The 12878-nt window shown below is 72.9% G+C and carries 10 protein-coding genes and 1 pseudogene; 6 read left to right on the top strand and 5 right to left on the bottom strand.

Annotated features, from left to right (window positions below; translation table 11 throughout):
* Window positions 1-40 precede the first annotated feature (40 nt).
* Entirely contained in the window at window positions 41-1471 is a 1431-nt protein-coding gene (locus KB893_RS07935; RefSeq protein ID WP_211925625.1) for an MFS transporter, read from the top strand.
* A gap of 106 nt (window positions 1472-1577) precedes the next feature.
* Window positions 1578-2069 (top strand): annotated as a pseudogene (locus KB893_RS07930) (DUF6496 domain-containing protein); the annotation flags it as partial.
* A 381-nt stretch (window positions 2070-2450) separates the two neighbouring features.
* Here KB893_RS07930 and KB893_RS07925 read toward each other — a convergent pair.
* The 5 genes from KB893_RS07925 to ltaE all read right to left on the bottom strand — a co-directional run bounded on the left by KB893_RS07925 (window position 2451) and on the right by ltaE (window position 6957).
* Window positions 2451-3125 carry an SDR family oxidoreductase gene (locus KB893_RS07925; protein WP_211925624.1) on the bottom strand — a complete coding sequence of 225 codons (675 nt, stop codon included), beginning with the start codon at window positions 3123-3125 and terminating at the stop codon, window positions 2451-2453.
* 68 nt (window positions 3126-3193) lie between these two features.
* Window positions 3194-3796, bottom strand: coding sequence for a DedA family protein (locus KB893_RS07920; protein WP_211925623.1), 603 nt, complete (start codon window positions 3794-3796; stop codon window positions 3194-3196).
* A 23-nt stretch (window positions 3797-3819) separates the two neighbouring features.
* Window positions 3820-4374, bottom strand: coding sequence for a GNAT family N-acetyltransferase (locus tag KB893_RS07915; protein ID WP_211925622.1), 555 nt, complete (start codon window positions 4372-4374; stop codon window positions 3820-3822).
* A 7-nt stretch (window positions 4375-4381) separates the two neighbouring features.
* The gene (locus KB893_RS07910) at window positions 4382-5842 is read right to left on the bottom strand and encodes a phospholipase D-like domain-containing protein (RefSeq protein WP_211925621.1); all 1461 of its coding nucleotides are present in this window, start codon (window positions 5840-5842) and stop codon (window positions 4382-4384) included.
* Between the two features lie 107 nt (window positions 5843-5949).
* Window positions 5950-6957 carry a low-specificity L-threonine aldolase gene (gene ltaE, locus KB893_RS07905; RefSeq protein ID WP_211925620.1) on the bottom strand — a complete coding sequence of 336 codons (1008 nt, stop codon included), beginning with the start codon at window positions 6955-6957 and terminating at the stop codon, window positions 5950-5952.
* A 210-nt stretch (window positions 6958-7167) separates the two neighbouring features.
* Between ltaE and xth the strand changes: the two genes are divergently transcribed.
* The 4 genes from xth to KB893_RS07885 all read left to right on the top strand — a co-directional run bounded on the left by xth (window position 7168) and on the right by KB893_RS07885 (window position 12849).
* Entirely contained in the window at window positions 7168-7935 is a 768-nt protein-coding gene (xth, locus tag KB893_RS07900) for an exodeoxyribonuclease III (RefSeq protein WP_211925619.1), read from the top strand.
* 158 nt (window positions 7936-8093) lie between these two features.
* Window positions 8094-8663: a biliverdin-producing heme oxygenase gene (locus tag KB893_RS07895; RefSeq protein WP_211925618.1), complete on the top strand. Its 570-nt coding sequence runs from the start codon at window positions 8094-8096 to the stop codon at window positions 8661-8663.
* On the top strand, window positions 8660-11233 hold the full coding sequence (locus tag KB893_RS07890) for an HWE histidine kinase domain-containing protein (protein ID WP_211925617.1): 2574 nt from the start codon (window positions 8660-8662) through the stop codon (window positions 11231-11233). The genes KB893_RS07895 and KB893_RS07890 overlap by 4 nt, the downstream gene beginning before the upstream one ends.
* 77 nt (window positions 11234-11310) lie before the next feature.
* Complete coding sequence (locus tag KB893_RS07885; protein WP_211925616.1) at window positions 11311-12849, top strand: glucan biosynthesis protein G; 1539 nt, start codon at window positions 11311-11313, stop codon at window positions 12847-12849.
* Window positions 12850-12878: the final 29 nt, after the last annotated feature.

Raw genomic sequence — 12878 nt, 5'->3', positions numbered from 1 at the left:
CTGGGATGATGCGCGGCCCCCTGCCGAGGATCGAGTATCGATGAGGCCCGCACGGCTGCTGCCCCTGATCGTCGCCTGCGCGCTGTTCATCGAGAACATGGACTCGACGTCGATCGCGACGTCGCTGCCGGTGATCGCCGCGGACCTCGGCACCGAGCCGGTCGCGCTCAAGCTCGCGCTCACCACCTACCTGCTCGCGCTGGCGGTGTTCATTCCCGCCAGCGGCTGGGTCGCCGACCGCTTCGGCGCGCGCACCACCTTCATGCTCGCCATCGGCACCTATCTCGCCGGCTCGCTGTGCTGCGCGGCGAGCGGCACGCTGCCGGAGCTGGTCGCCGCGCGCTTCCTGCAGGGCAGCGGTGGCGCGCTGATGGTGCCGGTCGGGCGCCTGGTGCTGCTGCGCACGGTGCCCAAGAGCGAACTGGTGCAGGCGCTGAGCTGGCTGACCGTGCCGGCCCTGGTCGGGCCGATGCTGGGGCCGGTGCTCGGCGGCTTCATCTCGACCTACGCGCACTGGCGCTGGATCTTCCTGATCAACCTGCCGATCGGCATCGCCGGCATCTGGCTGGCGCGCCGCTACATCCCCGACCTCCGCCAGCCGCCGCCGCCGCTGGACTGGCTCGGCTTCGCCCTCTCCGGCGGCGGCCTGGGCCTGGCGATCTTCGGCTTCTCCACCCTCGGCCAGCACCTGGTGCCGACGACGCTGGCCGCCGGCTGCCTCGGCGTCGGCCTGGTCGCGCTCGCGGGCTACTTCGTGCACGCGCGCCGGCATGCACATCCACTGATCGACCTCGGCCTGTTCCGCCTGCCGACGCTGCGCGCGGGCGTGCTCGGCGGTTCGCTGTTCCGCATCGGCATCGGCGCAACGCCGTTCCTGCTGCCCCTGATGCTGCAGCTCGGCTTCGGCCTGAGCCCGTTCGAGGCCGGCCTGCTGACCTTCGCCTCGGCGGCCGGCGCGCTGTTCATGAAGACCATCGCCGCGCGCGTGCTGCGCACCTTCGGCTTCCGCCGCATCCTGGTGGCCAACGCGATCGTCGCCTCGGCGATGCTGGCCGGCTACGGCCTGTTCCGGCCGGACACGCCGCATGCGCTGATCATCGCGGTGCTGCTGGTCACCGGCTGTTTCCGCTCGCTGCAGTTCACCAGCTTGAACGCCATCGCCTACGCCGAGGTCGATCCGCCGCGGATGAGCCAGGCCTCCAGCCTGGCCGGGATGCTGCAGCAGGTCTCGCTGGCCACCGGTGTGGCGCTCGGCGGTTTCGCGCTGCAGACGGCCGGCGCCGTGACCGGCACGCCGGCGCACGCGCTGGTCAATTTCGAGATCGCGTTCGCGGTGGTCGGGCTGGTGTCGGCGACGTCGGTGCTGATCCTGTGGCGGCTGCCCGCGGATGCCGGTGCGGAGATGGCCGGGCGCGGCGAGGCGGGCAGGGAGATCGCGCCGCAGAAGGCCGAACAGCGCTCCGCGACCTGAGCGCGATCACGTCATGGTGATGGCGCGCGTCCTGCAATGGGCCGCGGTGCATCCGCATGCGATGCGTGCACCGACCAATCCGAACACGAGACGGAGGGCTCACCAGATGCCGGAGAAACGCACCCGCGAGCGCGCGGCCAAGGACAAGCGCGAGGGCAAGTCCGCCAGCACCCAGGCGGGCGAGTACGTGCGCGAGCAGATCGATCACGTGCGCGAGGGCAAGCACGGCGCGCGCAGCAGCAAGCAGGCCATCGCGATCGGCCTGTCGGAAGCGCGGCGCGACGGCGTCGACCTGCCGCCGCCGAAGAAGGGCGCGTCCAAGAGCACCCGCAAGAAGGCGACCCAGGATCGGGCGGCGAGCAGGAAGAGCAGCAAGACCTCCGCCAAGCGCTCGCGCGCGACCACCAAGGCGCTCAAGCGCGAGGGGCATTCCGCGGCGTCGAAGAAGTCGCTGTCGAAGCAGGCGCGGAGCGCGGCCGCCAAGCGTTCCGCATCGAGCCGCTCCGCCGCCGCGAAGAAGGCAGCGAAGACGAAGGGCGCCGGCACGCGTTCGGCGGCGGCGAAGAAAGCGGCCACGACGCGCGCAGCCAAGAGTGCCGGCACGCGCAGCACGGCGAAGAAGAGCGCGGCAAAGAAGGCGACTGCGAAGAAGGGTGCGGCCAGCAAGAGCGCCGCGAAGAAGGGCACGGCGAAGAAGAGCGCCAGCCGCAAGAGCGCGGCGAAGAAGGCGACTGCGAAGAAGGGCGCGGCCAGGAAGAGCGCCGCGAAGAAGAGCGCGGCGAAGAAGGGCGCCGCGAAGAAGAGCGGCAGGACCGCCGCGCGCACGTCGTCTGCGAAGAAGACAGCGAAGTCGGGTACGAAGACGTCGACGGCGAAGAAGTCGACGGCGAAGAAGTCGGCATCCGGGCGCTCGACCGGCACCGCGACGGCCAGGAAGCGCTCGCGCTGACGCGGACGCCGCGGCACCGGTCGCCTGCGATCAGTGCCGCGGCGAGCTGAAGGCCCAGTGCGAGCGGGTGGCCTCGCCGATCGCCGCCTTGATGGCGAGGCCACCGAAGGTCACGTCCCACTGCCGGCAAACCGTCTCCGGACGGTCCAGCGTCTCCGCCAGCGTGGCCGCGAGGTCGGCCCGACCGAGCGGCGCGCGCGGCAGCTGCGCCGACAGCGCGATGCGGCCCACCGCCGGAGTGTCGGTCAGGGGGCCGGCGCGGAGGATGGTGTAGTCCAGGCCGCTGGCGCGCAACGCGGCATCGGCCTCGGCGCGGGCGCGAAGGTAGGCGGCGGCGACGCCGTGGCCGTGCCCGTGCCTGTCGGCCCCCAATGCGCCGACCAGCACGAAACGGCGGATGCCGGTGCGGCGCACGGCGGCGATGAGCCGAAGCACGCAGTCGCGGTCCATCGCGTGCCGCTCGAGGCGATGGTCGTCGGGCCCTGCGCCGGCCGCGCAGACCACCGCCTCGCAGCCGGCGGCGGCCCCGTCGATCCCATCGCCGGCGTCGAGGTCGACCACCACCGGCTCGACTCCGAGCGCCTGCAGCGCAGCCGACTGGCGTGGATCGCGGACCAGGCCGCGTACCGCGTGGCCACGCGCAAGCAGGAGCGGGTGCAGCAGTCGCGCAGTCCGGCCGTGCGCGCCGGCGACGAGGACGTGCATGCGGACCTCCGGACGGGCGGGAGGATCGAGGCTAGCCGCTCCTCCGGCGCGGCGCGTGAAGCGCGCTGCTAGTGCGCCTTGCGACGGAAGGTCACGACCCGGTAGACGTAGGCCAGGACGATCAGCACCAGCACGCCCTTGGACACCGGGTCCATGTAGTCGGCGACCTTCTCGTACTGGCTCTGCAGGAAATAGCCCGCGAGCGCGAGGGCGGTAGCCCACAGGGCGCTGCCGAGCGTGGTCCAGAACAGGAACTTCGCCAGCGGCATCTTCGCCACGCCCGCCGGCGCCGAGATCACGGTCCGGATCGCCGGCACGAGCCGGCCGAGGAACACCGCCAGTACGCCATGCCGGCGGAAGCTCTGCACCGCACGGTCGGCGTCGTCCTCCGACAGTGTCAGCCAGCGGCCGTGGCGCCGTGCCATCCAGTGCAGGCCCTTCTCGCCGAAGCGGTGGCCCAGCCAGTACCAGGGCAGGGTGCCGGCGACGGTGCCGGCGACGCCGGCGACCACCACGCCGACGATGTTGAGATCGCCGCGGGCGGCGACGAAGCCGGCGAGCGGCATGATCACCTCCGACGGCACCGGCGGGAACAGGTTCTCCAGCAGCATCAGCAGGGCGATGCCGATGTAGCCGAGATTGGCGATGACGTCGGTGATCCAGTCGAACATGGGGCGGCTCCGGCAGGTGCCGGTCACGCTAGCCGCGCGAGTGCGCGCAGGCCGTGAGCGGCCGTCCACTCCAGCCGATGCAGCAGGTCGCCCCCCGCGGGCGCGCGCCAGACGCCGGCGGCGGCGAAGCCCAGCCGCGCGAGCAGGGCGAGCGAGGCGACATTGCCCGGCGCCACGACCGCGAGCACCCGGTCGAGTCCGAGCCGCCGGTGCGCGTCGCGCAACACGGCCGCCGCGCATTCGCGGCCAAAGCCCCGGCCCTGCCAGGGTTCGAGGAAGGCGAAGCCGAGATCCGGCGCGTCCAGGCCGTCGCGCCGCAGCAGTCCGCAGATGCCGATCGGGGTGCCGTCGTCGCGCAGGGCGACGCGGTCCAGGCCGAAGCCGTGGCGCGCGTGGCTGGCCATCGGACCCTGCGCGATCCAGCGCAGCGCGTCGGCGCGGTCGCGGACGCCGCGGTCGCCGATGAAGCGCAGGAACGAGGGCGCGTTGAGCAGGGCGACGACGAAGTCCGCATCCGTCGGCCGCAGCGGCGCGATCCGCGTGCGCGGGGTGTCGATGCCGTCGGCGGCGCTGCCCATGCCTGGCTCAGAAGGTCGACAGGCCGGTCGCCTCGGCGAGCCGGTACCACGCTCGTCTCAGCCAGGACTCGTCGGCGTAGGCCGCGTACGGCAGGCTCAGCCGACGCCCGTCGGCATTGCTCCAGGCCTGGTCGAACCAGGCTGCAGCGTCCACGAACGCGGGCGTGTTCGCGTCGCCGATCAGGCGCACCGAGGTTTCCAGGTTGAGGTCGTCGAGGTTGCGGCGCGTGTAGTTCGCCGAGCCCAGCAGCAGCACGTCCACGCCGTCGTCGCGGTGCTTGAGCAGGAACTTGGCATGGCACTGCTCTCCATGCGTATCGCACCAGCGCACGGGGACCCCGGCGGCGTGCAGCTCCGCAGCGACCTGGCGGTTGGGGATGCCGTTCTTGCTGCGCCCGAAGGCGTCGCGGTTCGGATCGAGCAGGACGCGCAGGGCGACGCCGCGGCGCTGTGCGGCGAGGAGCTCGCGCACGAGGTCCCGGTGCGCGATGTAGAACACGCCGACGTCGATCCGGTCGCCGGCCTGCGCGCGGCGCAGGCTGTCGAGCAGCGCCTCGCGGATGCCCGACTCGGTGAGCACCTGCAGGCGCACCGCGGCGTCGGCGTCCGCCGCGTCCGCAGGCTGCGGACCGGGAATGGCCACGCCCGCCCAGTGCGCGACGGTGCGCTCGGTGGCGAGCAGGTCGATCGCGGCCGCGCCGCTGAAGCGCAGGGCGACGTTGCCGTGCGCGGCGCTGGCGCCGTGGGGATTGGCCGAGGTGACCAGCGCGGCCCAGCCCTCGCCGTCGTCGGCGACGAGGGTCTTGCGGTGGTTGGCGCGAAAGTTCGCCAGCGCCAGCCAGCTGCGCAGGGTGACCTCGCCGGCGCCGAAGGGGTTCGGCAGCCAGCCGCCGCGGGTATCGTTGCCGAGCCAGCTGCAGCAGGGATGCCACAGCCCCGACCACAGCGGGTTCGATGCGCGCAGGCGGTCGAGGTCGGTGGTCACCACGCGCACGCCGACCGCCTCCAGGTCGGCCAGGTGCCTGGCCTCGACGCCGCCGTACACCGTGTTCACCGGGTCGGTGATCAGCACGATCTCGATGTCGGGCAGCGCCTGCCGGCGACGGATCAGGGCGTCGGTCAGCTCCCGGGCGAGTGGCCGCAGCGGCCGCGTGTCGGCACCGGCGAAGGTGTTGAACAGGAACATGTCCACCACGATCAGCCGCTGCGCGTGGTCGATCATCGCCAGCGCCTCGTCGAAGATCGCCTGCTCGCTGTGGCGGTTGCCGTCGGGGTCGGTCCAGGTGGTGTCGGCGAGGAAGCGGACATCGCCGACGGCGCGCAGCGGCGCAGTCACGGCGAGGCCGTCGGGAAGGGGCTTGAACGCCTGCCACAGCGCCGAGGCCAGCCACAGCAGGGCGAGGACGGCGACGAGGCGCCACAGCCAGCGCCGGCGCGGCGGTCGGTGCAGCGATCCGCGGTAGTGCAAGGCGTGCGTCTCCGGATGCAGGCGGGCCTGCGGGATCGGCGATTCTGGCCCAGGCGGGGGGCGCGATGCGCGCGCCGGTCGGGCCCGCGCATCCGGCCGTCGCCGGCTCAGCCCGCGTCGAAGGCGCGCAGCACGGCGACCGAGCGCTCGACCGCGGCGTCGTCGATGTCCAGGTGGGTGACCAGCCGGATCTGCGGCAGGGTGCCGACCGACAGGCGCAGGCCGTGCGCCTCGACGTGCGCGCGGAAGGCCTCGAGCCGCTCCGCCGGCAGCTCGATGAACACCATGTTGGTGTGCTGCGCGGTCACCGCCAGGCCGGGCGCATCGCGCAGCCCGGCGGCCAGCCACGCGGCGCGGCGATGGTCGTCGGCCAGGCGCGCTACGTGGTGGTCGAGCGCGTGCAGCCCGGCGGCGGCGAGCAGTCCCGCCTGGCGCCAGCCGCCGCCGGCGACCTTGCGCCAGCGCCGGGCGCGCTCGATGAAGCCGGCCGCGCCGAGCAGGACCGAACCCACCGGTGCGCCCAGGCCTTTCGACAGGCAGATCGAGACGCTGTCGACGTGCCGGGTGATCTCGCGCAGCGGCACCCCGAGCGCGACCGCGGCGTTGAACACGCGCGCCCCGTCCAGGTGCAGCGCGAGCCGGTGCCGCGTGCGGAAGCCTGCAGCCTCGGCGAGGTAGTCGAGCGGCAGCACGCGGCCGTGCCAGGTGTTCTCCAGGCACAACAGTCGCGTGCGTGCGAAGTGCGGGTCGAGCGGCTTGATCATCGCCGCCGCGACATCGAGCGGGATGCGGCCGTCGGTGCCCTGCGGGATCGGCTGCGGCTGGATCGCGCCCAGCACCGCCGCGCCGCCGCCCTCGTACCGGTAGGCGTGCGCGTCCATGCCCACGAGGTACTCGTCGCCGCGCTCGCAGTGGCTCATCAGCGCCAGCAGGTTGGACTGCGTGCCGCTCGGTACGAACAGGCCCGCCTCCAGCCCGGCCTCCGCCGCCAGCCGTCGCTCGAGCGCGGCCACGGTCGGATCCTCGCGGTACACGTCGTCGCCGACCTCGGCCGCGGACATGGCCTCGCGCATGGCGCGGGTGGGACGGGTGACGGTGTCGGAGCGGAAGTCCATGGGCGAGCCGGGAATCGGGAAGCGGGAATGGGGACCTGCACCGCGGCATGGTAGCGGCGGCCGGTGCACCGAACGCGGCCTTCGAGGGATGCGAGCCCTGCGACTCGCGGCAACCCTCCATTCCCGATTTCCCATTCCCGAATCCCGCCTTCGCGAACGCAGGGATCGCCACCTTTCCGACCTCGCCCTCCGCCCGCCACAATCCCGGCCATGAAAATCGCCACCTGGAACGTCAACTCCCTCAACGTGCGCATGCCGCACCTCAAGCAGTGGCTGGTCGAGGCGCAGCCGGACGTGGTCGGGCTGCAGGAGACCAAGCTCGACGATCCGCGCTTCCCCGATGCCGACATCGCCGCGCTCGGCTACCGCAGCGTGTTCTGCGGGCAGAAGACCTACAACGGGGTGGCGCTGCTGTCGCGGGTGCCCGCCGGCGAGTGCGTGGTCGCCATCCCTGGCTTCGAGGACGAGCAGAAGCGCGTGATCGCGGCCACCATCGACGGCGTGCGCGTGGTCAACCTGTACGTGGTCAACGGCAAGGCGGTCGGCGATCCCAAGTACGACTACAAGCTGCGCTGGCTCGCCGCGGTGCGGGACTGGCTCGCGGAGGAGATCCGGGCGCATCCGGAACTGGTGGTGCTCGGCGACTTCAACATCGCCCCCGACGACCGCGACGTGCACGACCCGGCGGCCTGGCACGGGAAGATCCTGTGCTCGACGCCCGAACGCGACGCGCTGCGGGCGCTCCTCGACCTCGGCCTGCACGACAGCTTCCGCCTGCACCAGCAGGAGGCGGGGCATTTCTCGTGGTGGGACTACCGGCTCGGCGGCCTGCGCCGCAACCTCGGCCTGCGCATCGACCTGGTGCTGGTATCGGAGGCGCTGCGCGCGCGCTGCGCGGCGGCGGGCATCGACCGCGAGCCGCGGACCTGGGAGCGGCCGTCCGACCATGCGCCGGCGTGGGTGACGCTCGCCCGCTGACGGGCGCGAGCCCGGGGCGCCGTGAAGGATCGCGTGAAGACCTGTGCCCGGATGCGCCGGCGAGCCGGGTACCATTCGCAGTCATTTCCGCGTCGGAGCGCGCCACGTCTCCCAGCCCCCAACAGCGCCATGTCGCCACGCCCGCAGCCGGAGACGGCGTGCGGCACGCGCGGCTGCGTGCGCAGACGCAGGCGCCGCACGAACGGGCGGAGGCGCTGGCCGACGCCCTCGGCGCCACGACCACGCTCGACGGTTACCGCGCCTTCCTGCGGGCGATGCATCGCTTCCACCGCCGCGCCGAGGCCGGACTCGATCGCGCGGAGGCCGAACGTCTGCTTCCGGGTTGGGCGCCGCAGCGGCGTGCGTCGCTGATCGCCGCGGACCTGCGTGCGCTGGGCGACGCCGATGACGACGCGCCGCTGCCGGCGCTCGCGATCGACGGCGCGGGCGCTGCGCTGGGCCTGCTGTACGTGGTCGAGGGCTCGGCCCTGGGCGCGCGCATGCTGCTGCCGCAGGTGCGCGCGCTGGGCGCGCCCGCGGACCGCGCGACGTCCTTCCTGGAGCGCCATGCCGCCGCGCCCGAGCGCTGGCGCGCCTTCCTCTCGCGCCTGGACGCGGCGGCGCTCGATGCGACCCAGGAGCATGCGCTGACGGCCTCGGCACGGGGCGCGTTCGCGGCGGTGATCGAGCATCTGCAGGAACAACAGGAACGGCGGGACGCGCGATGAACAGCGACCAGACGACGATGAACCTCGAAGCGGAGCTGCGGGCCTGCGCCCGCGCCCCGATCCATCTTTCGGGTGCGATCCAGCCGCACGGCTGGCTGGTCGCGGTGTCCATGCCCGAGTGGACGATCCGGCACGTCTCGCTGAATGCGACCGAGCTGTTCGGCGTGCCGCTGGACGAACTGGTCGGCAGCTCGCTGGCGAGCTGGCTGCCGCGCGAAGTGCTGCACTCGCTGGGCAACGCGGTGACCGCCGGCGGCGGCGAGCAGGCCGGGCAGCAGCGCGCCGCGCAGGCGAACTTCGGCCCCAGCGCGCGGCTGTGCGACATCTCGGTGCACCGCGCCGGTCCGCACCTGCACGTGGAGATCGAACCGGCCGAGCATTCGCACCTGCGCACGCAGTCGCCGCTGGTGCTGGCGCAGGCCATGATCGGACGCCTCGCCGGCACCCGGAACATGACCGAGTTCCATGCCCGCGCCGCGCAGCAGATGCGCGCGCTGCTGGGCTTCGACCGGGTCATGATCTACCGCTTCCTGCACGACGGCTCGGGCAAGGTCATTGCCGAGTCCAGGCGTGCCGGGCTCGACAGCTACCTCGACCTGCACTACCCGGCGTCGGACATCCCGCCGCAGGCGCGCGAGCTCTACCGCCGCAACCGCGTGCGCCTGATCCCGGACGCGACCTACGAGCCGGTGCCGATCGTGCCCGCGCGCGACCACGAGGACCGCCCGCTGGACCTCAGCTTTACCGCGCTGCGCAGCGTCGCGCCGGTGCACCTGGAATACCTGAAGAACATGGGCGTGACCGGCTCGATGTCGGTGTCGGTGCTGTGCGACGGCGAGCTGTGGGGCCTCATCGCCTGCCACCACGCCACGCCGCGGCGCCTGCCGATGGACGTGCGCGCGGCGGCGGACCTGTTCGGCATGTTCTATTCGATGCAGGTCGCCTCGCGCGAGCGCGCGGCCGACTTCGACTACGAATCGCGCGCGCGCATCGTCCACGACGAGGCGATGGTGGGGCTGAACGCGGCCGAGGACCCCTTCGGCGTGCTCGCCGAGCACCTGGACCTGCTGCAGCGGCTGGTGCCCTGCGACGGTGCCGGGCTGTGGCTCGGCGGCCGCTGGCACGGCAGCGGCAGCATGCCGCCGGAGGCGGCGATCCCGGGGATCGTGCGCGCGCTCGCGCAGGGTGGCGGCGACGAACTGCCGGCTTCGCACCGGCTCGCCGACCTGCTCGACGAGGCCCATGGCTGGGCGCACGCCGCCGCCGGCGCCCTCGCGATTCCGCTCGGCGCCGCGCCCGGCGACTGCCTGCTGCTGTTCCGCCGCGAGCTGGTGGAGACGGTGACCTGGGCCGGCGACCCGAACCGGCCCTACCAGACCGACAGCAGCGGCAAGCTGTCGCCGCGCGCGAGCTTCGGCGCCTGGAAGGAGACGGTGCGCGGCCAGAGCGCGCCGTGGACCGCGGCGGAGCGTCGCGTGGCCGAGCGCCTGCGCAGCGCCCTGGTCGCATTGCGCTCGCTGCGCTCGGACGAGGCGAGTTCGGCGCGCGTCGCCGCCGGCGAGAGCCAGAAACTCGTCATCGCCGAACTCAACCACCGGGTCAAGAACCTGCTGGCGCTGATGCAGTCGATGATCCTGCACAGCGCCGACACCGCCGGCGACGTGCAGGAGTTCGTGGAGACGCTCGAGGGCCGCATCCGCGCGCTGGCCTTCGCGCACGACCAGTTCGACCAGCGCGCCCAGGTCGGCGAGCTGCGCACCCTGGTCGAGGCCGAGCTGCGCCCCTACCACGGGCGTCCGGGTCGGTTCGAGATCGAGGGACCGACGGTGCTGCTCGATGCCAAGGCGCGCTCGGCGCTGGCGCTGGTGCTGCACGAGATGGCGACCAATGCGGCCAAGTCCGGCTCGCTGTCGCGGCCGGAAGGCCGGCTGCGCGTGAGCTGGGCGCTCACCGCGGGCGGCGACTGCCGCATCGCCTGGCAGGAGAGCGGCGGACCGGCGGTGTCGCCGCCGGCGGCGGAAGGCTTCGGCTCGACCCTGATCCGGCGCGCGATCCCGCACGAGCTGCAGGGCGAGGCCGAGGTGCGCTACCTGGCGGACGGCGTCGAGGGCGAGTTCGTGGTGCCGGCGCGCTACCTGCGCCAGCAGGCGCCCGCCGCCGCCGCGCCCGCACCGGAGCGTGCGCTGCCGGCGGTGGTCGAGGGCCTGTCGGTCCTGGTGGTCGAGGACAACATGCTGATCGCGCTCGACACCGAGCATGCGCTGCGCAGGCTCGGCGCGCGCAACGTCGAGATCGCCGGCAGCGTCGAGGAGGCGATGCGGATCCTCGACGCCGGCGGCATGCAGGCGGCGGTGATCGACGTGCACCTGGGTACGGAGAGCTCGAAGGAGGTCGCCGAGCGGCTGGCGCGCGAAGGGCTGCCGTTCGCCTTCGCCACCGGCTACCACGACCGGGTCATGATCCCGCCCGAGCACCGCGAGGTGCCGGTGATCCGCAAGCCGGGCACGGTCGAGAAGCTGGCGGAGGTCCTGGGCGACCTGCTGGAGGGGGCGGGCCGCACGCGCGGCTGAGCAGGCCGGCGACTTCATGATGCGTTGCCGCAACGCCCCGCTATAGTCTGGCGCTTCTCCGCCCGACGAGTCGCCGCATGCCAAGCCCCGCCCGCGTCCGTGCCGTCGCGCACCTCCTGATCGCCCTCGCGGTCTGCGCGGGCGCCGCCGGGCCGGCGGCCGCGTTCGGCCTGCAGGATGTCACCGAGCGCGCCCGCGAGCTGGCGGCCGAGCCCTACGCGGCGCCCGAGGCGACCATCAGCGACGCCCTGGCCGGCCTCGACTACGACCAGCTCCGCGACATCCGCTACCGCCCGGAGTCGATGCTGTGGCGGGCCACCGGCCTGCCGTTCGAGGTCGCCTTCTTCCACGCCGGTTCGCAGTACCGCGCGCCGATCCGGATCAACGAGGTCAGCGCCTCGGGCGTGCGCGAGATCCGCTACGCGCCGTCGCTGTTCGACTACGGCCGCAACCGCCTCGCGCCGGAAGCCCTCGAGGGCGCGGGCTTCTCCGGTTTCCGCGTGCACGCGGCGATGAACACGCCGGACTACAAGGACGAGGTCTTCAGCTTCCTCGGCGCCACCTACTTCCGCGGGATCGGCAGGGACCAGCGCTACGGCCTCTCCGCCCGCGGCCTGGCGCTCGATACCGCCGAACCCAGCGGGGAGGAGTTCCCGCAGTTCCGCGAGTTCTGGCTCGAGCACCCGGCCCGCGAGTCGGAGGCGATCACGGTGTATGCGCTGATGGACTCGCGCCGGGTCACCGGCGCCTACCGTTTCGTCGTGCGCCCGGGCGCCTCCACGGTGATGGAGGTCAGCGCGCGGCTGTTCCTGCGCGAGCCGGTCAGGGTGCTGGGCATCGCGCCGCTGACCAGCATGTTCTTCTTCGGCGACAACCAGCCGCCGCCGCGCGAGGACTACCGGCCCGCCGTGCACGATTCCGAGGGCCTGTCGGTCCACGCCGGCAGCGACGAATGGCTGTGGCGGCCGCTGGTCGACCCGGTGCACCTGCAGGTCTCGAGCTTCAGCACCACCAACCCGCGCGGCTTCGGCCTGATGCAGCGCGACCGCGCGTTCTCGCACTACCAGGATCTCGAGGCGCGCTACGAACTGCGCCCCAGCGCCTGGGTCGAGCCCAGGGGCGACTGGGGCGAGGGCGTGGTGCGGCTGGTGGAGATCCCCTCGCCCGACGAGACCAACGACAACGTGGTCGTGTTCTGGATGCCGCGCGCGCTTCCCGATGCGGGCGCCGAGGAGCCGCTGGCGCTGGACTACAGCATCAGCTGGCAGATGCAGGAGGAGGCGCGCCCGCCGGATGCCTGGGTGCTGCAGACCCGCCGCGGCACCGGGTACGGCCCGGTCGGCGAGAACGAGCATGCCTTCACGGTCGATTTCGTCGGCCCGGCGCTGGAGCCGCTCGATGCCGAGGCGCACGTCAGCGCCGACCTGTGGACCAACGACAACGGCCAGATCGTGGCGCAGAACGTGTACCGCAACGAGGTCACCGGCGGCTGGCGCCTGCATCTGCGCGTGCGTCACCTCGACCTCGCCCGCCCGGTCGAGATGCGCGGCCTGCTGCGCCTGGACGGCGAGCAGGTGTCGGAAACCTGGAGCTACCTGCTGCCGCGGCAGCAGTGAGCCGCCTCGCCCCATCCCGATCCGTCCGA

Origin of the sequence: Coralloluteibacterium stylophorae (assembly GCF_018122625.2) — a bacterium.
Taxonomy (GTDB): domain Bacteria; phylum Pseudomonadota; class Gammaproteobacteria; order Xanthomonadales; family Xanthomonadaceae; genus Coralloluteibacterium; species Coralloluteibacterium stylophorae.
This window is presented reverse-complemented; position numbering and strand designations above follow the sequence as displayed.